General features: G+C 74.2%; 21 protein-coding genes and 1 tRNA gene. 14 read left to right on the top strand and 8 right to left on the bottom strand.

Annotated elements, in window-relative coordinates; translation table 11 throughout:
• Positions 1–73: 73 nt before the first annotated feature.
• The 3 genes from ACQ393_RS15825 to ACQ393_RS15815 all read left to right on the top strand — a co-directional run bounded on the left by ACQ393_RS15825 (position 74) and on the right by ACQ393_RS15815 (position 2540).
• Positions 74–1240, top strand: coding sequence for a PQQ-dependent sugar dehydrogenase (locus ACQ393_RS15825; protein ID WP_430647834.1), 1167 nt, complete (start codon positions 74–76; stop codon positions 1238–1240).
• Between the two features lie 123 nt (positions 1241–1363).
• A complete protein-coding gene (locus ACQ393_RS15820; protein ID WP_430647833.1) occupies positions 1364–1858 on the top strand; it encodes a SprT-like domain-containing protein in 495 nt (164 codons plus the stop codon).
• Between the two features lie 61 nt (positions 1859–1919).
• Positions 1920–2540 (top strand): CGNR zinc finger domain-containing protein, encoded by a 621-nt coding sequence (locus ACQ393_RS15815; protein ID WP_430647832.1) that lies wholly within the window; start codon positions 1920–1922, stop codon positions 2538–2540.
• Here ACQ393_RS15815 and ACQ393_RS15810 read toward each other — a convergent pair.
• Entirely contained in the window at positions 2527–3123 is a 597-nt protein-coding gene (locus tag ACQ393_RS15810; RefSeq protein ID WP_430647831.1) for a 2-phosphosulfolactate phosphatase, read from the bottom strand. The genes ACQ393_RS15815 and ACQ393_RS15810 overlap by 14 nt on opposite strands.
• A gap of 51 nt (positions 3124–3174) precedes the next feature.
• Between ACQ393_RS15810 and ACQ393_RS15805 the strand changes: the two genes are divergently transcribed.
• Positions 3175–3939: an SDR family NAD(P)-dependent oxidoreductase gene (locus ACQ393_RS15805; protein WP_430647830.1), complete on the top strand. Its 765-nt coding sequence runs from the start codon at positions 3175–3177 to the stop codon at positions 3937–3939.
• Positions 3940–3967: 28 nt separating this feature from the next.
• On the opposite strand, the gene ACQ393_RS15800 is transcribed toward ACQ393_RS15805, so the two are convergent.
• On the bottom strand, positions 3968–5233 hold the full coding sequence (locus ACQ393_RS15800) for a hypothetical protein (RefSeq protein ID WP_430647829.1): 1266 nt from the start codon (positions 5231–5233) through the stop codon (positions 3968–3970).
• Between the two features lie 112 nt (positions 5234–5345).
• On the opposite strand from ACQ393_RS15800, the gene ACQ393_RS15795 reads away from it, so the two are divergent.
• From ACQ393_RS15795 to ACQ393_RS15780, 4 genes are all read left to right on the top strand, one after another.
• A complete protein-coding gene (locus ACQ393_RS15795; RefSeq protein ID WP_430647828.1) occupies positions 5346–5912 on the top strand; it encodes a hypothetical protein in 567 nt (188 codons plus the stop codon).
• Entirely contained in the window at positions 5909–6538 is a 630-nt protein-coding gene (locus ACQ393_RS15790; protein WP_430647827.1) for a DUF1684 domain-containing protein, read from the top strand. Before ACQ393_RS15795 ends, ACQ393_RS15790 begins: the two co-directional genes overlap by 4 nt.
• A 226-nt stretch (positions 6539–6764) precedes the next feature.
• Complete coding sequence (locus ACQ393_RS15785; protein WP_430647826.1) at positions 6765–8327, top strand: DEAD/DEAH box helicase; 1563 nt, start codon at positions 6765–6767, stop codon at positions 8325–8327.
• A gap of 95 nt (positions 8328–8422) precedes the next feature.
• The gene (locus ACQ393_RS15780) at positions 8423–8926 is read left to right on the top strand and encodes an N-acetyltransferase family protein (RefSeq protein WP_430647825.1); all 504 of its coding nucleotides are present in this window, start codon (positions 8423–8425) and stop codon (positions 8924–8926) included.
• Between the two features lie 33 nt (positions 8927–8959).
• Here the strand turns inward: ACQ393_RS15780 and ACQ393_RS15775 are convergent, their stop codons facing one another.
• Positions 8960–9541, bottom strand: coding sequence for an NUDIX hydrolase family protein (locus tag ACQ393_RS15775; protein WP_430647824.1), 582 nt, complete (start codon positions 9539–9541; stop codon positions 8960–8962).
• A 41-nt stretch (positions 9542–9582) separates the two neighbouring features.
• Here ACQ393_RS15775 and ACQ393_RS15770 point away from each other — a divergent pair, with 41 nt between their 5' ends.
• The gene (locus ACQ393_RS15770; RefSeq protein WP_430647823.1) at positions 9583–10215 is read left to right on the top strand and encodes an alpha/beta hydrolase; all 633 of its coding nucleotides are present in this window, start codon (positions 9583–9585) and stop codon (positions 10213–10215) included.
• 31 nt (positions 10216–10246) lie between these two features.
• Here the strand turns inward: ACQ393_RS15770 and ACQ393_RS15765 are convergent, their stop codons facing one another.
• Complete coding sequence (locus tag ACQ393_RS15765) at positions 10247–10648, bottom strand: DUF5997 family protein (RefSeq protein WP_430647897.1); 402 nt, start codon at positions 10646–10648, stop codon at positions 10247–10249.
• Positions 10649–10790: 142 nt separating this feature from the next.
• On the opposite strand from ACQ393_RS15765, the gene ACQ393_RS15760 reads away from it, so the two are divergent.
• A complete protein-coding gene (locus tag ACQ393_RS15760; RefSeq protein ID WP_430647822.1) occupies positions 10791–11504 on the top strand; it encodes a LysR family transcriptional regulator substrate-binding protein in 714 nt (237 codons plus the stop codon).
• Complete coding sequence (locus ACQ393_RS15755; protein ID WP_430647821.1) at positions 11501–12253, top strand: glutamine amidotransferase; 753 nt, start codon at positions 11501–11503, stop codon at positions 12251–12253. The genes ACQ393_RS15760 and ACQ393_RS15755 overlap by 4 nt, the downstream gene beginning before the upstream one ends.
• Before the next feature lie 126 nt (positions 12254–12379).
• Here the strand turns inward: ACQ393_RS15755 and ACQ393_RS15750 are convergent, their stop codons facing one another.
• Positions 12380–12646 carry a GlsB/YeaQ/YmgE family stress response membrane protein gene (locus ACQ393_RS15750; protein WP_430647820.1) on the bottom strand — a complete coding sequence of 89 codons (267 nt, stop codon included), beginning with the start codon at positions 12644–12646 and terminating at the stop codon, positions 12380–12382.
• Positions 12647–12824: 178 nt separating this feature from the next.
• Between ACQ393_RS15750 and ACQ393_RS15745 the strand changes: the two genes are divergently transcribed.
• Positions 12825–13907 carry a DNA polymerase IV gene (locus tag ACQ393_RS15745; protein ID WP_430647819.1) on the top strand — a complete coding sequence of 361 codons (1083 nt, stop codon included), beginning with the start codon at positions 12825–12827 and terminating at the stop codon, positions 13905–13907.
• Between the two features lie 6 nt (positions 13908–13913).
• Here ACQ393_RS15745 and ACQ393_RS15740 read toward each other — a convergent pair whose 3' ends face one another.
• Positions 13914–16289, bottom strand: coding sequence for an FG-GAP repeat domain-containing protein (locus tag ACQ393_RS15740; RefSeq protein WP_430647818.1), 2376 nt, complete (start codon positions 16287–16289; stop codon positions 13914–13916).
• Between the two features lie 374 nt (positions 16290–16663).
• A tRNA-Ser gene (locus tag ACQ393_RS15735) sits at positions 16664–16753 on the bottom strand.
• Between the two features lie 137 nt (positions 16754–16890).
• On the opposite strand from ACQ393_RS15735, the gene ACQ393_RS15730 reads away from it, so the two are divergent.
• Both ACQ393_RS15730 and radA read left to right on the top strand, forming a co-directional pair.
• Positions 16891–17706 (top strand): SGNH/GDSL hydrolase family protein, encoded by an 816-nt coding sequence (locus ACQ393_RS15730; protein WP_430647817.1) that lies wholly within the window; start codon positions 16891–16893, stop codon positions 17704–17706.
• A 9-nt stretch (positions 17707–17715) separates the two neighbouring features.
• Complete coding sequence (gene radA, locus ACQ393_RS15725; protein ID WP_430647816.1) at positions 17716–19083, top strand: DNA repair protein RadA; 1368 nt, start codon at positions 17716–17718, stop codon at positions 19081–19083.
• Positions 19084–19108: 25 nt separating this feature from the next.
• On the opposite strand, the gene ACQ393_RS15720 is transcribed toward radA, so the two are convergent.
• Positions 19109–19516, bottom strand: a complete 408-nt coding sequence (locus ACQ393_RS15720; RefSeq protein ID WP_430647815.1) for a dehydrogenase — start codon at positions 19514–19516, stop codon at positions 19109–19111.
• Positions 19517–19591: the final 75 nt, after the last annotated feature.

Raw genomic sequence — 19591 nt, 5'->3', positions numbered from 1 at the left:
TCCCATTCTCCCGCGCACTCCCGCAGACTGGGCTGGCGGCCGGACGACGCACCGGCCGGTGGGGAGGTCGCGGATGAGGACCGGACGGACCGGACGGACCGGATCGCGCCGCGGGGGCGCGGTCGCGGTCGCGACGTCGGGCGCGGTCCTGCTCGCGGGCTGCACGCCCGCCCCCGAGTCCGGTCCCGTCGTGAACGCGCCGTCGGCCTCCGCGACCACGCCCCCGGCGGTGTCGGCTCCGCCCGTCGTGCGCCCGGTCGGGGAACCGGAGACGCTCGCCTCCGGCCTCGACGCGCCCTGGTCGATCCTCCGCCTGCCCGACGGCGGCGTCCTGGTGACCGAACGCGACGCGGGCCGGATCGTCGAGGTGCTCCCCGACGGGGACCTCCGCGAGGTCGCTGTCCTTCCGGACGTCGTCGCGGGCGGCGAGGGCGGGCTGCTCGGGCTCGCCCACCTTCCGGGCGACGGCGACGACGCGGCATCCGTCTTCGCGTACCTCTCGACCGGCGACGACAACCGCATCGTGCGGATGCCGCTTACGGGCGAGCCCGGGGAGCTGGGCCTCGGCGAACCCGAGGTCGTGCTCGACGGCATCCCGCGCGGCAGCCGGCACAACGGGGGGCGCCTCGCGATCGGCCCCGACGGATACCTCTACGCCACGACCGGCGACGCGGGTTCCGTCGACCTCGCCCGGGACCGGGAGTCGCTCGGCGGCAAGATCCTGCGGATGACGCCCGAGGGCGAGGCGGCGCCGGGCAACCCGTTCGGCACGCTCGTCTGGAGCCTCGGCCACCGCAACCCCCAGGGCCTGGCCTGGGATGCCGCGGGCGGCATGTGGGCGGCGGAGTTCGGCCAGAACACGTGGGACGAGCTCAATCGCATCGAACCGGGCGAGGACTACGGATGGGCCGTGGTCGAGGGCCGTGCCGGCGACGACCGGTTCCGCGACCCCGCGGTGCAGTGGCCGACCGCCGAGGCGAGCCCGTCGGGCATCGCGATCGTGGGCGACACGATCGTGCTCGCGGCGCTGCGCGGTGAGCGGCTCTGGTTCGCCTCACCGGCGACCACCGCGCCGACCGAGGCGGATGCCGCGTTCGTCGGCGAGCTCGGACGGCTGCGCGACGTGGTCCCGGGTCCCGGCGACGACGTGTGGGCGCTCACGAACAACACCGACGGGCGGGGGACGCCGCGCGACGGCGACGACCGCCTCGTCCGGATCGGCGTGGAGGACGTCGGCTGAGCCGCGCCGCGATCGCGGCGCGCCGGTCCCCCGGACGGCGGGGTCCCGGGGGTGGCCGGACCCCCGTTCGGGGGACCCCCGATCCCGCCCGATCCCGGTACGCCCGGGGATATCCTCGATCGCATGGCGGATCTCGCGAGGGTTCGGGTCTGGGCGGAGGCGCTCATCGCCCTGCACCTGGATCCGGCGTGGAGCTTCGGCTTCGACAACGCCAAGAAGCGCGCCGGACTCTGCAACTACACGGAGAAGCGGATCTCGGTCTCCCGCTACCTCGCCGCCCGCTACGACGACGACGAGATCCACCAGATCCTGCTGCACGAGGTCGCCCACGCCATGGCGGGACCGCGCGCCGGGCACGGCCCGAAATGGGCGGGCATCGCCGCCGACCTCGGCTACGTCGGCCGGCGCACGCACGACGGCGCCGTCGCCGACGAGCTCGCCCCGTGGGTCGGCCGCTGCCCGGTCGGGCACGAGCACTACCGCTACCGCCAGCCCAGCCGACCGCTCAGCTGCGGGCTCTGCCGCCGCGGCTTCGACCGCCGCAACCTGATCGTGTGGCAGCGTCGCGAGATCACCGCGGCCATGCGCCGGGCCGCGGCGAGCGCGGCCGCCGACTGAGGCGCCTCCGCTCGACCTGCGCGTGACGACCGCGCACCGCGCGAACCGGTAGTTTGGTCCGGTGCCCGTCTCGACCGTCTCGATCCCCGTCGGCCAGTGGTTCACGGACGACAGCGGCCGGTGGTGGTTCGACTCCGGATCGTTCGCGCTCGACTTCGCCTACACCGGAGGGATCCCCGTCGTCGTCGCCGTCGCCCCCGCCCGGCTGAACTCGCCCGACGACCTCACCGCGTGGATGCGCGACCGCTTCCCGATGCCCGTCGCACCTGCCCGGTCCCGCGACCTGTTCGACGCGGCCTCGCTGCGCGACGCGATCGCGCGGCTGGCCCTCGCCGCGGGCCGCGGCGAGGAGCTCGCGACCGCCGACATCGACACCGTCAACCTCTATGCGGCGACCCCCGACATCCCGCCCACGCTCGCCGGCGGCTCGCGCCAGGCCGGTCGCTCCGTGCAGACCGTCGGGCAGGCGCTCTCGACGATCGCGCGCGACGCCGTCGACTGCTTCGGCGAGGCCAACCATGGCCGCGTGCGCATCTGCGCCGGCGGCTGCGGCATCGTCTACCTCGACACCTCGCGCGCCGCGAGCCGCAGGTGGTGCTCGATGCAGCGCTGCGGCAACCGCGCGAAGGTCCGTGCCCACCGCGCGCGGAAGTCGGGCAAGGTCGCGCTCAGCGCCGCCTGAGCACGCGCACCGTCGCGTCGCCGTCACGGCTCGCCGCGCGGCGGAGCACCGCGGCGTCGGTGCCGGCCGCGATCGCCTCGCGGCCGCCGACCGACGCCGTCGCGAGGTGCGCGACCGCGCGTCGGAGCCCCGTGTAGGACGCGGATGCGACCGCGGCCTCGGGTGAGGTGTCGTCGATGCCGAGCTCGGTGAGCGCGTCGATCACGGCGCCGGCGGCGAGCACGTCGTCGGCCGCGAACCCGCCGTCCGACCGCCCGGCGGCGACGACGGCGAGGAACGCGCGGCGGCCCAGTCGCTCCTGCTCCGCGAGGATCCAGGCGGCGACCGCCGCGGCGTCGCCGAGGCCCGCGACGACCACGGTGCCGGGCGCCTCGGCCAGAGCCGCCTCGGGCACGAACGCGGCGGCGGTGTCGCCCGCGATGCCCGCCGGCGCGGCATCCGCCACCTGGTCGACCCAGACGAGCACGTCGGCACCGGCCGCGATGCGGCGAACGGCGTCGACGCCCTGGTCGAAGCGGACCTGGTACTTCGCCTGCGCGGCGGGCGTGGCGGCGACGGTGGAGGGCTGGGTGGTCTCGCTCACCGCGTCAGGCTACGCGATGGCCGCGGGGGCGCCCACTCGTAGGGTGGGTGCATGACCTCGAATGTCGACGCGCGACCCGTGACGATCATCACCGGCGGCGGCCGCGGCATCGGCCGTGCCATCGCCGAGCGGCTCGCGGCCGACGGCCACGACCTGGTGCTCACCTACCGGGAGCGGCGCGACGAGGCCGAGGCGGTGGCCGACGGATGCCGCGCGGCCGGCGCGCGGGTCGAGCTCATGCAGCTCGACCTCGCCGACCTGGACCGCGCGACCGAGATCGTGCCGGAGGCGGTGCGCGCCTTCGGCCGGGTCACCGGCCTCGTGAACAACGCGGGCATCACCGGCCTCATCGGGCCGTTCCTCGACGGCTCGATCGAGGAGTCCGAGCTCGTGTTCCGCATCAACGTGCTCGCGCCCATGGTGCTCTGCCGCTCCGCGATCGCGCACATGGCGACCGATCGCGGCGGAGCGGGCGGGTCCATCGTCAACATCTCCTCCGGTGCGGCCACCCATGGCGCGCCCGACACCTACATCCCCTACGCCGCGAGCAAGGCCGCGCTCAACGTCATGACGATCGGCCTCGCCAAGGAGTTCGGTCCCGCCGGCGTGCGCGTGAACACGGTCTCGCCCGGGACCACCCGCACCGAGATCCACGCCGCGGCCGGCCGGCCGAACGCGCCCGACGAGCGCGCCGGCAACATCCCGATGCGCCGGCCTGGCGAGCCGCACGAGATCGCGGGCGCAGTGGCCTACCTCCTCTCCGAGGACGCGTCGTACACCTCCGGGGCCGACATCCTCATCGCGGGCGGCAAGTAGCGGCGCGGGCGGCCGCCGCCCGCTCCGATCAGCGGTGCAGGGCCGCGTAGTGCGCGAGCGCCTCCGCATCGCTCGCCCGCGACGCCGCGCGCCGCGCGGCGTCGAGCGCCGCGACCGGGTCGGACTCGCGCCGGGCGATGGCGAGCTGGCGTTCGGCCTCGGCGAGGCGGGTCCTCGCGTCGGCCCCCGCGAACGCCCGCGCACGCTCGAGCGCCTCGCCGGCGACGCCGATCTGGCTCTCGGCGATCGCGATGGCACCCGGGAGCGCTCCGCTCGCACCGTCGAGGCGGTCCTGGGCGCGCCGAGCACCGGCTCGCGCCGCTTCGAGCCGGTCGCGGGCGGCGCGCAGCCGATCGCGCTCGGCGAACGGGTCGTCGGCACGGTGCTCGCGGCCGATGAGGAGGGGCGAGAGGTCCCCGATCGCGGCGGCGAGCGCGGCGCCCGCATCAGGATCAGCGGCGAGGTCGCGCTCGCGGCGGGCGGCGACGAGCTCCGCGTCCAGGTCGGCCGCCTCGCCGTCGGCGGCCCGGGCGGCGGCCGCGAGGTCGAGTTCGACGTGCTCGACGCGATCGAGCTCGCCGTCGGCGCGTTGCAGTGCGTGCGCCGCGGTGCCGAGCAGCCCCGCGACGGGGGTGCCCGGCGCGGCCCCGAGCCGTCGCGCGGCCTCCTCGAGGGCCGTCGCCGCGGCCGCGAGGTCGTGGTCGGCGCGCGCGAGCGCCCCCTGCGCCCCGGAGAGCGCCGAGGCCGAGAACCGGGTGCCGAGCCGGTCGAGGGCGGATGCGGCATCCGCTCGTCGCCCGACCAGCCGCCGCTGGCGCTCGCGGAGCGCGGGGGTGTCGTCGACCGCGCCGCGCTCGGCCGCACGCCGAGCCGAGAGCACCGCATCGGCGTCGGCGAGCGCGTGCTCGACGGCGTCGCAGAGCGACGCGATGCGCGTGCTCCACGTGCGCCGCGCCGCGGCCGGGTCGGACTCGCCGTCGTCGAGGCGCTGCTGCAGGAGGAACGCCTCGCGGAGCCATCCGCGGGCGCGCTCGACCGTCTCGCCGAGGTCGCGGGCGGTCTCGGGGCCGAACTGCGCTTCGGCGAAGCGGATCTCCTGCACCGCGTCGCGCACGGCCTCGTCGGCGCCGACCAGCCGGGCCTTCGCGGCGGTCTCGAGTTCGCGTGCGGTCGCGGCGTCGCGCGCCTCGCGACGCACGCCGAGCCGGCGGTACCCGACCACCCCCGCGGCGAGCGCGAGCGCGGCGGCACCGAAGACGACGAGCGAGGGCAGCCAGTCGGCGGCGTCGGCCATGCTCGGGAGCCTATCCGGATCGGCCGGGACCGGGCCGGGCGATCGCCGTGCACCGCCCGTGAATCCGGCGCGGAGGCTTGGACGCGCCATCCGTCGCCCCTAGGGTCGTGCCATGCGGGTGCTGCTCAAGCTGACCCTCGACTGCGATGCGGATGCCGCGTGGCGCGCGATCCGCAGCCCGGCCGTGCTGCGCGAGGTCGTCGCGCCGTGGCTCGACTTCGAGTCGCTCGAGGCCGACGGGTTCCCGGCCACCTGGCCGGACGGACCGCACCGCATGCGCGCGCTCGCGTTCGGCATCGCCCCGAGCGGCGAGGAGTACGTGGACGTGTCGTACCCGGGCGGACTGCCCACCGGGGTGCGCATGCTGCGCGACGCCGGCGGTGCGCTCACCGGACCGCTCGCGGCGTTCCGGCACTGGGACCACCGGATGGCGATCTCGCCGCTGCCCGACGGACGGACGCTCTACCGCGACCAGCTGCGGGCGAGCGCCGGCGCGCTCGACGCCCTCTACTGGTACCCGACGTGGGCGTTCTGGCAGTACCGCGGGCGGCGGCTGCGGCAGCTCGCGCCGACGTGGGCGTACGACCCGCCGGGCACGGCGGACGCGGCGCGTGCCGAGGCGCTCCGCGCCGCGGTCGCCGGCGCCGCGCCGCGCGCCGATCGCGGGAGCACCCCGTGACCGCCTCCCTCGGTGCGCTGCAGCTCGCCGACTGGCGACGGCACGTCTTCTCGCTCTACGCGGGCGTGCGGCACCTCAGCGTCCACGATCCGGCGCAGGGCCACGAACTGTGGCGGTCGGGGCGGGACGAGCTGTTCGGCGGGCATCCGCAGTCGCCGCTGCTTCCCGACGACCGCGCGCGGTTCACCGGGCTGGACATCGCGCCGTACGACCCCGATTGGCGGTTCGAGCTCGAGGTGCGCCGTCCCGACGAGCCGCAGCGGATGGTGGTCGACAGCTCGAACGACGGGAAGATCCCGTTCTCGCTCGTCGGGACGGTGCGGCTGCCCTATCTCGGCACGCTCGACGTGTGGCGTCTCACCGCGTACGGCGGCGGGCTCTTCCTGCCGGTCAAGGACGGCCTCGCGGGCGTGCCGGGCGGCACGTACGGCGGCGGGCGCTACCTCCTCGACACGATCAAGGGCGCCGACCTCGGCTCCGGCGGCAACGACGACAGCCTCGTCATCGACCTGAACTTCGCCTACAACCCGTCGTGCGCCTACGACCCCTCGTGGTCGTGCCCGCTCGCACCTCCGGGCAACACGGTGCGCGAGCCCGTGCCCGTCGGCGAGCGGATGCCGCGCTGACGAGCCTCGGGACGGGTCCGCAGGTGACCCTGCTATGGTGGTCCGCGGCGTGCGCGACGAACGCGCCGCCTGCGTCGTAGACACGCTTCCGGGCTTCGAGCCCGATGACTTCATACGGCGAACGGATTCGCCGACCGGCGTCTTCGCCATCACCCACCGCCGGGCCCATCCGCCGCTGCCGCACGTGCACCGGCGCGCCCGGCCGTGCCATCCGGAACGGACCCCCTTGACCGAGATCACCTTCGGCGCGCTCGGCGTGCCCGCCCCCCTCGTCGCGGCCCTCGCGGCCGACGGCAAGACAACCCCCTTCCCCATCCAGGCCGACACCCTGCCCGACACGCTCGCCGGCCGCGACGTGCTCGGCCGCGGCAAGACCGGCTCGGGCAAGACCATCGCGTTCGCGCTGCCCATGGTCGCCCGCCTCGGCACGAGCCTCGCCGGCGGCCGCCGTCGCGCCGGCCGGCCCCTCGGCCTCGTGCTCGCGCCCACCCGCGAGCTCGCGACGCAGATCACCCAGACCTTCGAGCCGCTCGCCGCGGCGTACGGCCTGAAGGTCACGACGATCTTCGGCGGCATCAACCAGAAGCGCCAGGTCGAGGCGCTGCGCGCGGGCGTCGACATCGTCGTCGCCACGCCCGGCCGCCTCGAGGACCTCATGAAGCAGGGCTTCGCGCACCTCGACGCGGTCGAGATCACGGTGCTCGACGAGGCCGACCACATGGCCGACCTCGGCTTCCTGCCGGTCGTGACCCGCATCCTCGACAAGACCCCCACGGGCGGCCAGCGCCTGCTGTTCTCGGCCACGCTCGACAACGGCGTGGACAGGCTCGTCAAGCGCTACCTGCAGAACGAGGTGCTGCACTCGGTCGACGAGGCGCACTCCCCGGTCGCCGCGATGACGCACCACGTCTTCCAGGTCGCCGACACCGACGCGAAGCACGAGCTCGTGAAGACGCTCGCCTCGGGCACCGGCCGCCGCATCCTGTTCATGCGCACCAAGCACCACGCGAAGAAGCTCGCGAAGAAGCTCACCGAGCAGGGCATCCCCGCGGTCGACCTGCACGGCAACCTGTCGCAGCCGCAGCGCGACCGCAACCTCGCCGCGTTCGGCGACGGCTCGGTCAAGGTCATGGTGGCCACGGATGTCGCCGCGCGCGGCGTGCACGTCGACGACATCGAGCTCGTCATCCACGTCGACCCGCCCATGGAGCACAAGGCGTACCTGCACCGCTCGGGCCGCACGGCACGAGCAGGCAGCGAGGGCGACGTCGTGACGATCGCGCTCCCCGGCCAGATGGACGACCTCGGCAAGCTCCTCCGGAAGGCCGAGATCCGCGTCGCGCCCGAGAAGGTGTCGCCGACCACGCCGAAGGTCGTGGCGCTCGTCGGCGAGGTCGCCCCCTACGTGAAGCCCGCACCGCGCGAGGCGAAGCCCCAGCAGGGCGGCGGCCGTTCGCAGGGTGCCAACGCGCAGCGCAAGCGCGCCGCGCGCGACGAGCGCGCGGGGGGCACCCCCCGGCCCGCGGGCGAGGGGCGCCGCAGCCGCGGCCGCGGTCGCGGCGGCCAGGCGGACGTCGCTCCGGCCGCACCGCGCCGCGACCGTTCGGGCCGTCCCGCCGAGGCGAAGGCGCACGCGCCGAAGCAGGGCGGCGGCCAGTCGCGCGGCGCGCAGACGACGGGCGCGCAGCGCGCGTCATCCGCCCGCGGTTCGCAGAGGCAGCCGCTGCGCGTCGGCAGCCTCGTCTCGCCGAACCGCAACACCCGGACCAACCGCCGCGCCCAGGGCTGAGCCCGATCGCGCCGTCGACGGCCCCGCACCCGAGGGGGGTGACGGGGCCGTCGCCGATTTCGCCCGCGACCGCAGCCCGGGTTAGCCTGTGCCGCATGAGCACCGAGGTCGCTGCCGATGTCGTCATCCGTCCCATCCGCGATTCCGACGCCGAGGCGCTGGGCCGGGTCCACGCGCAGTGCTGGCACGAGGACTACGACCAGCTCGTGAGCGCCGCCACGCTCGCCAACCTCTCGCCGCGCCGCATGGCCGAGCTCTGGACGCACTGGATGAGCCAGGGCGAGGAGTTCACGCACGTCGCCGCGCTCGTCGACAGCGAGATCGTCGGGTTCGCCGGAGCGGGGCCCGCCCGTGACGCGGACGCGCCGCGCGAGCGGGAGCTCTTCTTCATCCACCTGCTCGACTCGCACCACGGCATGGGCATCGGCCAGAAGCTGTTCGACGCCGCCGTCGGCGACGAGTCGGTCTACCTCTGGGTGCCGTCGGCCAACGCGCACGCGGTGCACTTCTACGAGCGCAACGGCTTCACGGCCGACGGGGCCGCGCACGACGAGCCGTTCCTCGGCGAGAGCATCCACGAGATCCGGATGGTGCGCTGACGCGAGCGTGGTCGTCGGGCCCGCGCCGTCCGTTCAGTCGAGGGCGCCGGCCGACGCGAGCGCACGGCGCAGCAGCACGCCGCGACCGCCCTCCATCTCGGCGCAGAACGCGTCGCTCGCCGCCTCGGCGGGCGAGACCCAGGTGACCTCGAGCGCGTCCTGGCGCGGCTCGCACGTGCCCGTGACCGGCACGACGTAGGCGAGCGAGACCGCGTGCTGGCGCTCGTCAGTGAAGGGCGAGATGCCGGGCAGCGGGAAGTACTCGGCGACCGTCGCCGGCACTGGGCTCGCGGGCAGCAGCGGGAACGCCATCGGCCCGAGGTCCTTCTCGAGGTGGCGGAAGAGCGCATCGCGGATGGTCTCGCCGTACATCACCCGGCCGGAGACGAGCGTGCGCGTCATCTCGCCGACCGCGTTCGCGCGGAGCAGCACGCCCACCTCGGTGACCTGGCCGACGCCGTCGACGCGCACGGGCACCGCCTCCACGTAGAGCAGCGGCAGCCGGCCGCGGATCTCGGCGAGCTCGAGATCGGACAGCCAGCCGGGGTTGGCGGGGGGCTGCACGACGGGTTCGTCGTCGGGGTTCCAGTCCGGGTCCGGGGTGCGTACGGCCATGGGTCGATTCTGCCCCACGCGCCCCGGGGTACGATGCCCCGATGCGGATCGACGACGAGGCGGTGATGTGGTCGGCCTCGCCGTCCGACCGGGAGGGACGCCCGCTCCTGGTGCTGCTCCACGGCTACAACTCCCACGAGGGCGACCTGTTCGGCCTGAGCCCCTACCTGCCGCTCGAACCGGCGATCGCCTCGCTCCGCGCGCCGATCGCAACGGGCTACGGGCATGCCTGGTTCCCGCTGCTCGCGCAGGGGGAGGAGTTCGCCGTCACGGGCGCCGACGAGGCGACGACCGCGGTGATCGAGTGGCTCGACCGGGTGGCGCCCGACGCGACCTCCGTGGGGCTGCTCGGCTTCTCGCAGGGCGGGGCCATGGCGCTCGAGCTGCTGCGTCGCGCACCCGAGCGGTTCGCCTTCGCGGTCAGCCTCGCCGGGTTCGCGCTGCCGGGCTCACGCGAGGGCGACGAGCGGATGGCCGCGCTCGCGCCGCCCGTCTTCTGGGGCCGCGGCACCGCCGACGAGGTGATCCCGGCGAACGCCGTGGTGCGGACGCAGGAGTGGCTGCCCGGGCACACGACGCTGGACCAGCGGGTGTACGAAGGGCTCGGGCACTCGGTGTCCGATCGCGAGCTCGGCGACGTCCGGGCCTTCCTGGCGGCGCGCTACGCGGCCTGAGCGGAGCCGGACCGACCGTGATCGGGGCGACTCAGACGCCCGCGCCGCCGCCGCCCCCGCCGCGACCGCCGTCCGCGCGCGCCGCGCGCTCGGCGTCGCGCTCGGCGATGCGCCGCTTCTCGGCGCGCACCCCGGCCTGACGTGCGCGCTCCTCGACGAGCCACGCGGGCGGCGCCTCGAGGAGCGCCTTGATCTCGGCGGTGGTGAGCGGGTCGCTGATGCCCGCGCGGGCGAGTCCGGAGTTGGACACGCCGAGCTTGGCGGCGACGACGCTCCGCGGATGCGGGCCCTCCCGGCGGAGCGTCGCGAGCCACTCCGGCGGGTCGGCCTGCAGTGCGGCGAGCTCGTCGCGCGTCAGCGTCGAGGAGCGGAACTCCTCGGGCGTCGCATCGAGCAGGATGCCGAGCTTCTTGGCCGCCGTCTCCGGCTTCATCGACTGGGACTGGCGGGGCTTGTCGGCGTTCACCCCTCCACGGTAGTCGCGTCGGCCGCGCGACGCGTCATCGGGACGTCACGGGCCGGCCGCCCGGCGCTAGCCTGAGAGGGCCGCGCGCGCGGCGGGAATGAGGACGGACGTGTCGCTGCGGCTGAGGTACGTCGCGGGGGTGAGCCCCGCGAAGTGGCTCCGGGCGTGGGCCGACCGTCGCCCAGAGCTGCCGCTCGAGGCGACGCGGGTCGAGCAGGGCGAGCAGCTCGCCGACCTCCTCGCCGGCGACGCGGACGTCGCGTTCGTACGCCTGCCCATCGACGACGAGGGCCTGCACGTCATCCCCCTGTGGGAGGAGGTGCCGGTCGCGGTCCTGCCGAAGGACCACGCGTACGCCGACGCCGAGGCACTCACGCTGGCCGATCTCGTCGACGAGCCCCGTGCGCCCGAGCAGGACGACCCGGCGATGACCGTCGAGCTCGTCGCGGCCGGCACGGGCTGGGCGATGCTCCCCCACGGCGTCGCGCGGCTGCACCATCGCCGCGACGTCGTCGCGACCCCGGTGGCCGATGCCGCGCCGACGCGCATCGCGCTCGTGTGGCGCGTCGAGCGCGACGACGCCGACATCCAGGAGTTCGTGGGCGTGGTCCGCGGCCGAACGTCGCGGAGCTCCCGCGGCGGAGCGCCGGATGCCTCGGGCGGCGGCGCGCGGGACGACGGCCGGAAGCGCGGCGGCAGTGCGCGTCCGGCGCCCGCGACATCGGGACAGGGCGGTCGCGGGACGAGGGGCCGCGGCGCCTCGACGGGCGGCTCGCACCGCACCGGCGGCAGCGGCCGGCGGAAGGGCGGCAAGCGCCGATGACGATGACGAACGAGTTCCTGTTCCTCTCCGCGCGCCCCGAGGTCGAGGCCGTCGGGCCCGAGTACGAGTCCGTGCGGCGCGCGTCGGGACTCGACGCCGGGCGGCTCGAGCACGTGCGCCTCGACGTCGAGACGATCGGCGACCTCGACCCGCGCCGCTACGCGGGCATCGTCGTCGGGGGCAGCCCGTACAACGTGACGACGCCCGAGACCGGCAAGCATGCGACGCAGCGTCGCGTCGAGGCCGACCTCGCCCGGCTGGCGGAACGTGCGGTCGCGGCCGACCACCCCGTGCTCTTCACCTGCTACGGCATCGGCGTGCTCACGCGCGTCCTCGGCGGCGAGGTCGGCACGCTCCACGGCGAGGAGGCCGCGCCGGTCGAGATCACCCTCACCGACGAGGGCCGGGCCGATCCCCTGCTCGGGGCGCTCCCGGCGCGATTCGACGCACTCGTCGGCCACAAGGAGGCCACCGGCACGCTCCCCGGCGGCGCCGTGCACCTCGCCCGCTCCGCGGGCTGCCCGGTGCAGGTGTACCGGGTCGGCACGAGCGTGTACGCCACCCAGTTCCACCCGGAGGTCTCCGCGGCCGACTTCCTCGCCCGGGCGCGCGTGTACCGCCACCACGGGTACTTCCCGGCGCACGAACTCGAGGCGCTCCGCGATCGCGTGAACGCGGCATCCGTCACCGAACCGCAGCGGATGCTACGGCGGTTCGTCGAACTCGCCGAGGCCCGCGCGGCGGCCTGAACGGACTCGGCGAGCTCCCTCCGGACCCGGGTCGCACGCCGGCGTCCCGCCGCCGGACACCGCCCGAATGCCGGACGGCCCGGCCGACGCGAGGTCGACCGGGCCGTCCGGATGGAGCTTCGTGGATCAGGCGGTCTTCCGGCGACCGACGATGAGTCCGTAGATCAGCAGCACGATGATGGCGCCGCCGATGGCGAGCAACCACGTGCCGAGGTCCCAGAACTCCTCGAGGCCGACTCCGAAGAGCACGCTGCCGAGCCACCCGCCGAGCAGGGCGCCGACGACGCCGAGCAGGAGGGTGATCAACCAGCCGCCGCCCTGCTTTCCGGGCAGGATCAGCTTGGCGATCGCTCCGGCGATGAGGCCGAGGATCAGGAATGCGAGGAAACTCATCGATTCTCCTTCCGTTGGGCACCACTGTCCTCCTGAATGCTTCCTGAGTGCAAGAGGTTGCGAGGGCGTGTTCCGACGCGCTATTCCGCGCGAGGCCGGGGCCCGGCGGGTGCGCGACCCGCCCGACCCTCGCCGCTCGATGCTTGCGCGGAGGTACGCACCGCGGAATTCTGGCCGCATGGGGGAACGCGCCGACGCCTGGGTGCTGCACGTCGACCTCGACCAGTTCATCGCCGCGGTCGAGGTGCTGCGGCATCCGGAACTGGCCGGACGCCCCCTGATCGTCGGCGGGCGCGGCGACCCGACCGAGCGCGCGGTGGTCTCGACGGCGTCGTACGAGGCGCGCGAATTCGGCGTCGGGTCGGGGATGCCGCTGCGCATCGCCGCCCGCAAGGTGCCCGACGCCGTGATCCTGCCGGTCGATGCGGACGCATACACCGCGGCATCCGCCCAGGTCATGGCCACGCTGCGGGCGCACCCCGGGGCCGTCGTGCAGGTCCTCGGCTGGGACGAGGCGTTCGTGGGCGTCACGGCCGCCTTCCCCGAGTCGACCGCGCGCGACCTGCAGCGCGAGGTGCTCGAGCGGACCGGACTGCACTGCAGCGTCGGCATCGGCGACACGCTCCTCCGCGCCAAGGTCGCGACCGCGTTCGGCAAGCCGCAGGGGGTGTTCCGGCTCACCGCCGCGAACTGGATGCCGGTCATGGGCGAGCGCCCGGTGACCGCCCTGTGGGGTGTCGGGTCGCGCGTCGGGCGGCGGCTCGCCGCGCACGGCATCGGGACCGTCGAACAACTCGCGCACGCCGACCTCGACGTGCTCGTCGACGAGTTCGGCCCGCGGATGGGTCCGTGGTACCGCACCGTCGGCCGCGGCGAGGGCACCCGCACGGTCGACGACGCGCCGTGGGTGGCGCGAGGGCACAGCCGCGAGACGACATACCAGCAGGACCTCACCGAACCCGCCGAGGTCGAACGAGCACTCGGCGAGCTCCTCGCGCAGGTGCTCGCCGACGTCGCAGCCGAGGGCCGTCCCGTGATCGGCCTCACGCTCAAGGTGCGCTACGCCCCGTTCACGACGAAGACCTTCAGCCGCCGCATCAGGCCGCCGGCGACCGACCCCGACGAGCTGCTCGCGCAGGTGTTCGAGCTCGCCGCGAAGCGCGACACCTCCCGTGCGGTGCGGCTGCTCGGCCTCCGCGCGGAGATGCCGATGCCCGAGGAGGCCCGCGACGGGCACACGCCGACCCGAAGCGGGTGGTGACCCGCATCACGCCCCGGGTGGGCACCCCGCGTTCGAGTACTCGTCCGATCGGCAGGGGATGTTCCACCCGTCGCGACCGCGGAAGACGTCCTCCTTGCTCTGGTCGAGGTTGCACGTGTCGAAGTCCCAGGTCGTCGCACAGCTGGAGTCGGGCGAGTGGAACAGTTGGTGGACGAACTCGTCCTTCACGTGGAGGAACAGGCCGTCGTACAGTCCCCAGCACGCACCCTGCGCATTCGAGCAGTACTCGTCGTCGTTGCCGGCGTACACGTTCCAGATCGCGGGCGTCAGCATCTGCCACGTCGAGATCGTGTAGGAGCGCAGCGACGCGGCCGTCATGCGGGCTTCGACGTCCGACTGCGGTTCGGCCCAGACGAGGGCCTCGATGAGGAGGTCGCCGGCCGTCAGGCGGCCGTAGTCCGCGGCGACCGCCGCGCGCGCGTTCCCGTTGCCGGTGAGCGCGTCCTGGTACGACGTCTCGAGGCCGGCCTCGATCTTGACGTAGTCGCCCTGCAGCTCGCCCGTCGTCGGCGACGTCGCGAATCCGACGCCCGCGGAGATCGCCGTCGCGACGAGCCCGCCGATCGCCGAGCCCGCGGGTCCGCCCGCGACCGCCGCGGACCGGACGACTCCCCCGAAGATGTTGAAGACGGATGCCTCGAGGCTCGCCTTGGAGCTCTCGGAGTAGGAGAGGCGCGTGGTCGTCCCGTCGAAGCCCTTGAGCGCGATCATCTCGGTGATCCGGTCGCGCACGACCTCGAACCAGTCCGCGACGCCCTTCGCGGCGCCGATCTCGGCGAGCAGCTGCGCCTGCATGGGCGTCCAGACGCTCGCCGCCACGCCGAGCTGGCTCGCCGTGAGGGCCGTGATCGTGGTCGTCCAGCACGAGAACGCCCCGTCACTCGCCGTCTGGTACGCGGTGCGGAGGTCGAAGCCGGGGTCGATCGTCCCGCCGAACATGGAGTTCAGCTGGTCGTAGGCCTTGCCCGCCGCTCCGGTGCTGTAGTCGGGGAACACGGCGGACGGGCTCTCCCACGCGAGGCCCTTCGTGTTCCAGCGGTACGTCTGCACGCCCGTCGGCCCGCGCCCGATGACCTCGGCACGCGGATCGGGGATGCGGGAGGAGCCGCCGACCTGCGCCGTGAGGCCGATCTCGCCGACGAGGATCGTCGGGTAGGACATCTCCCGGTGCCATCCGGCGTCGTCCGGGAACGGGCCGGAGACGCCGAGCTCGACCCACTTCTTGGTCGAGGTGTGCAGCGACCAGGTGTGGAGGCCGTTCGCGGCGCGTCCGATGACCTCGTCGGCGCCGTCGCCGTCGACGTCGCCGGTCTGGATCGTGGAGAAGTACTTCGCCTGCTGCCAACCTCCCGCATCGGTGAAGTCGCCCGTGAGGCCGGGCAACGGCACCCAGGCGCCCTCGAGGAACCGCCACGCGACGATGCCGTCCTTCCCGCGACCGAGCACGTCCGCAGCCCCGTCGCCGTCGAGGTCGGCCGTCTGGATCGTCGCATAGTGCGACGCCCCCGCCCAGCCGTCGGCGTCGCCGAGGTCCGACAGGACCGGCAACGCCGTCCATCCCTTCGTCGTCGGATCGTACGTGTACGCCTCCAGTCCGCCGCGGTTGCGGGCGAGCACCTCGTCGCGACCGTCGCCGTCGAGGTCCGCCGTCTGCAGCGTCGAGTAGTACTCGGCCTCGTCCCAGTGCGGCGTGATGAACGTGTCGAGCGTCGGCAGCTCCTCCCAGGTGCCTGCGGACGCCTCGGCCGGCGACGGCTGGTACTGGAACACCTTCACGCCGCCCGGGGTGCGGCCGAGGACCGACGCGCGCTGCGAGCCGTCGACGTCGGCCGACTGCAGCGTCCGGTAGTACTCGGCCCGGTCGAGGCCCTGGGAGTCGGTGAAGTGGTCGAGCGTCGGGTACGACACCCACGAGTGGGAATCCGGATCGAAGGACTCGACGACGACGCCGTCCGCGCTGCGACCGAACACCTCCACGCCGGCGAAGCCGTCGATGTCGCCGGTCTGGAGGGTCTCGTAGGAGCTCGCCTCGGTCCAGCCGTCGGCGTCGCTGAACGGTGCCGCGTCCAGGGACCCCAGTGGCAGCCACTGGCCCGTGTCGTCGTCGAACGCCTGCAGGTCGAGGCCGTTCGCCGACCGGCCGAACAGCTCGGAGAGCCCGTCGCCGTCGACGTCGCCGAGCTGGATGGTGTCGTTGTACTCGGCGGGCGCCCACTGCGTGTCGGCCCAGGTCGGCAGCCCGAGCCCCGGAGTCGCGTACGGGCCGGACGGCGATCCCGCGGCGATCGGGCCGACCGGCGTGCCGGCCGACGGCGCGGATGCGCAGCCCGGGTCGCCCAGTGGAGGTCGCTTCGCCGCCACGGGCGCCCCTGCGGCCGGCGAGCCCACGGCCACCGGGAGCACCAGGGCGGTGACGGCGACGAGGCCGATGGCCGATGCCCGTGCCCCTCGGACCGTCCGCGATGGGCGGCGATCGTGGCCGCGGTGGCGGCGACTCGCCGCCGCAGCGGCCTCTGCTCGAACTCGGTTCGGGAACCTCTTCACACCGGTCATCGATCATCCTCACGCGCGTATCACCGCACCCCGAGGCTCCGCGAGCAGCTGTTCCCGACGCACCAGAGGTTCGGTCACCCAGTTCGCGGGCCACGGTATTGAGGGGTCGCTGACCGGCGCAAGGACCCGTTCAGGGGACAACGACGAACGCCCCGCATCACTCGGATGCGGGGCGTTCGCTCTGGCGGTACCGGTGGGATTTGAACCCACGGTGCGCTTTCACGCACACAACTTTTCGAGAGTTGCACCTTCGGCCGCTCGGACACGGTACCGAGATCGATGATAGCGGCCGCGGCGCGAGGTGCCAAAACGAGCGGATGCCGCGGCGGCCCGCCGCGCGGGCGCGGCGGGCCGCCTCCGCGCCGCGCCCGTTCAGCGACCGTTCAGACACCGGCCATAGCGTCGCGCCATGGTCGAGGAACGTCCGCCCGCGGCATCCGTCATCTCGGCGCTCGTGCCGATCGCGATCGTCGCGGGCCTCGCATTCGCGCTCCGGGCCGCGTGGCGCGGGTTCCGGGCGCGGATCACGGCCAACAGCCTGATCCTCAACGAGACGCTGCCCGTGCACTCGAAGTGGTGGCGCGACCATGCGAAGGTGCGCGGCGAGATCCTCTACGTCGCACTCGGCGACAGCGCGGCGCAGGGCATCGGCGCGACCCGCCCCGACCACAGCTACGTCGGGCTGCTCGCCCGGCTCATGCGCGACACGACCGGCCGGACCGTCCGCGTGGTGAACCTCAGCGTCTCCGGCGCCACGACCGCGCTCGCGGTGCAGGACCAGCTGCCGAAGCTCGCGAAGTACCGGCCCGACGTGATGACGGTCTCGATCGGCGCGAACGACATCGCGAAGTGGGACCCGGAGGGATTCGAGCGGAACCTCCGCGAGATCTTCGCCGCGGTCCCGTCGCACGCACTCGTCGCCGATCTGCCGTTCTTCTACTTCCCCCAGCAGGAGCGGCGGGTCGCGACCGCGAACCTCATCCTGCGGCGCCTCGCCGCCGAGCGTGGCCTCGAGGTCGTGCGACTGCACCGCGAGACCCGGGTGCGCGGATGGCGGCGCATCTTCACGCACTTCGCGAACGACTGGTTCCACCCCAACGACCACGGGTACCAGGTGTGGGCCGACGCCTTCCGCCCCGCCGTCCTCGCTTCGCTCGAGGCGCGGTTCCCGGCCGATGACGGTGCCGCGGCGGGGGCTCCGGCCGATGTCGGGGGCCGGCCCTAGTCTCGGGGCATGGCGAAACCCACGACCGCGTTCCGATGCACCGAATGCGGCTGGAGCACCGTGAAGTGGGTGGGCCGGTGCGCGGAGTGCCAGCAGTGGGGCACGGTCGTCGAGGCGGGCACCGAGACGGGCCTCGTGCGGGGGCTTCAGCCGGTGGCGCCCAGCGCGTCCCGAGCAGCCCGGCCGATCTCGGCGATCGTCGAGAGCGACGACGCGACGCACCGGCCGAGCGGGGTCGGCGAGTTCGACCGCGTGCTCGGCGGGGGCATCGTCGCCGGCGCCGCGATCCTGCTGTCGGGCGAACCGGGCGTCGGCAAGTCGACGCTGCTGCTCGAGGTCGCTGCCCGCGTCGCCGCGGCCGGCCGCCGGGTGCTCTACGTCAGCGCCGAGGAGTCCACCGCGCAGGTCCGGCTCCGCGCCGGTCGCACGGGCGCGCTGCACGACGAGCTCTACCTCGCCTCGGAGACCGACCTCGCGACGATCCTCGGGCAGGTCGACCAGGTCTCCCCCGACCTCCTCATCGTCGACTCGGTGCAGACGGTCTCGAGCGCGCTCTCCGACGGGCTGCCGGGCCAGCCGAGCCAGGTGCGCGAGGTCGCGTCGACCCTCATCCGCGTCGCGAAGGAGCGGCAGCTGCCCGTGCTGCTCGTCGGCCACGTCACGAAGGACGGCGCGATCGCCGGCCCGCGCCTGCTCGAGCACCTCGTCGACGTGGTGTGCCAGTTCGAGGGCGACCGCCAGACCGCGCTGCGGTTCGTCCGGGCGCTGAAGAACCGGTTCGGCCCGACCGACGAGGTCGGCTGCTTCGAGATGACGGGCGACGGCATCTCCGAGGTGCCCGATCCGTCCGGGCTCTTCCTCAGCCGCTCCCGCAGTGCCGTGAGCGGCACCTGCGTGACGGTCGCGCTCGAGGGGCGCCGAGCGCTTCCCGTCGAGGTGCAGGCCCTGGTGGTCGGCACCAAGGCGCCGCAGCCGCGCCGCGTGGTGAACGGGGTCGACCCGTCGCGCGTGGCCATGATCATCGCCGTGCTCGAACGCCGGGCGGGCCTTCGGCAGCTCGGCGAGCACGACGTCTACGTCTCCACGGTCGGCGGCGTGCGGCTCGTGGAGCCCGCGGCCGACCTCGCGATCGCCGTCGCGATCGCGAGCGCGATGCGCGATAGGGCGGTGCCGCACGACCTCGCCGCGGTCGGCGAGATCAGCCTCGCGGGCGAGGTGCGCCCGGTGGCATCGGCCCGGCAGCGCGCCTCGGAGGCCGCGCGGCTGGGCTACCGGGCCCTGCTCGACGACGACCTCGGCAGTGTGCGGGCGGCGGTCGAGCGGGCCATGATGGCGGCATCCGGTCGACGCGAACGCGAACTCGACGCGGCGTTCTAGATCCGGCGGCGGCAGACTCGGCCGCCTAGATCTCGAGCGCCTTCAGCAACTCGGCGGGCGACGCCTGCATGGGGTGCGGCCCGGCGATGTCGAGGAAGACCGTCGTGATCGTCGACTCGTAGCGCGTGAGGAAGGTCTTCAGCCACGCCGGGCTCTGCAGGCCGACCGCGGGCGGCAGGTTCGCGGGCTTGTGCTTCGCGTCGCTGAAGAGCAGGAGCGCGACCTCACCCGTGTTCGCGTCGCGGTAGGTCCACACCTCGCCGCCGTCGAGCGGCGTGTCGCGCGGGCCGGGCTTGATCAGGGGCACGACGGTGTTGCCGTTCCGAAGCGCGAGGGCGACCGCCGCCATGTCCTGCCGCTCGAGGGCCTCGGCGAGCGCCTGCGAGCGGAACTCCACGGGCTGCTTGGGCTTCGAACGCTTCGCACCGGCCATCAGGCCAGCCTACCGAGGCGGCCCGCGCTCCCGCCCCGGCCGGGGGCCCGCGGTGCGAGGTGACACCGCGGACCC

The sequence above is a fragment of the Agromyces sp. GXS1127 genome (assembly GCF_050565425.1).
Taxonomy (GTDB): Bacteria; Actinomycetota; Actinomycetes; order Actinomycetales; family Microbacteriaceae; genus Agromyces.
Note: the sequence above shows the minus strand (reverse complement) of the source record. Positions and strands in the feature narration are given on the sequence as shown.

Excerpts from the sequence above, each read along its gene's own strand:
- ACQ393_RS15750 (WP_430647820.1), bottom strand. The coding sequence starts at position 12,646 with ATGAGTTTCCTCGCATTCCTGATCCTCGGCCTCATCGCCGGAGCGATC.
- ACQ393_RS15775 (WP_430647824.1), bottom strand. The coding sequence starts at position 9,541 with ATGGCCGTACGCACCCCGGACCCGGACTGGAACCCCGACGACGAACCC.
- ACQ393_RS15720 (WP_430647815.1), bottom strand. The coding sequence starts at position 19,516 with ATGGCCGGTGCGAAGCGTTCGAAGCCCAAGCAGCCCGTGGAGTTCCGC.
- radA (WP_430647816.1), top strand. The coding sequence starts at position 17,716 with ATGGCGAAACCCACGACCGCGTTCCGATGCACCGAATGCGGCTGGAGC.
- ACQ393_RS15730 (WP_430647817.1), top strand. The coding sequence starts at position 16,891 with ATGGTCGAGGAACGTCCGCCCGCGGCATCCGTCATCTCGGCGCTCGTG.
- ACQ393_RS15825 (WP_430647834.1), top strand. The coding sequence starts at position 74 with ATGAGGACCGGACGGACCGGACGGACCGGATCGCGCCGCGGGGGCGCG.
- ACQ393_RS15800 (WP_430647829.1), bottom strand. The coding sequence starts at position 5,233 with ATGGCCGACGCCGCCGACTGGCTGCCCTCGCTCGTCGTCTTCGGTGCC.
- ACQ393_RS15755 (WP_430647821.1), top strand. The coding sequence starts at position 11,501 with ATGACGATGACGAACGAGTTCCTGTTCCTCTCCGCGCGCCCCGAGGTC.
- ACQ393_RS15745 (WP_430647819.1), top strand. The coding sequence starts at position 12,825 with ATGGGGGAACGCGCCGACGCCTGGGTGCTGCACGTCGACCTCGACCAG.
- ACQ393_RS15780 (WP_430647825.1), top strand. The coding sequence starts at position 8,423 with ATGAGCACCGAGGTCGCTGCCGATGTCGTCATCCGTCCCATCCGCGAT.
- ACQ393_RS15765 (WP_430647897.1), bottom strand. The coding sequence starts at position 10,648 with ATGAAGCCGGAGACGGCGGCCAAGAAGCTCGGCATCCTGCTCGATGCG.
- ACQ393_RS15820 (WP_430647833.1), top strand. The coding sequence starts at position 1,364 with ATGGCGGATCTCGCGAGGGTTCGGGTCTGGGCGGAGGCGCTCATCGCC.
- ACQ393_RS15805 (WP_430647830.1), top strand. The coding sequence starts at position 3,175 with ATGACCTCGAATGTCGACGCGCGACCCGTGACGATCATCACCGGCGGC.
- ACQ393_RS15795 (WP_430647828.1), top strand. The coding sequence starts at position 5,346 with ATGCGGGTGCTGCTCAAGCTGACCCTCGACTGCGATGCGGATGCCGCG.
- ACQ393_RS15770 (WP_430647823.1), top strand. The coding sequence starts at position 9,583 with ATGCGGATCGACGACGAGGCGGTGATGTGGTCGGCCTCGCCGTCCGAC.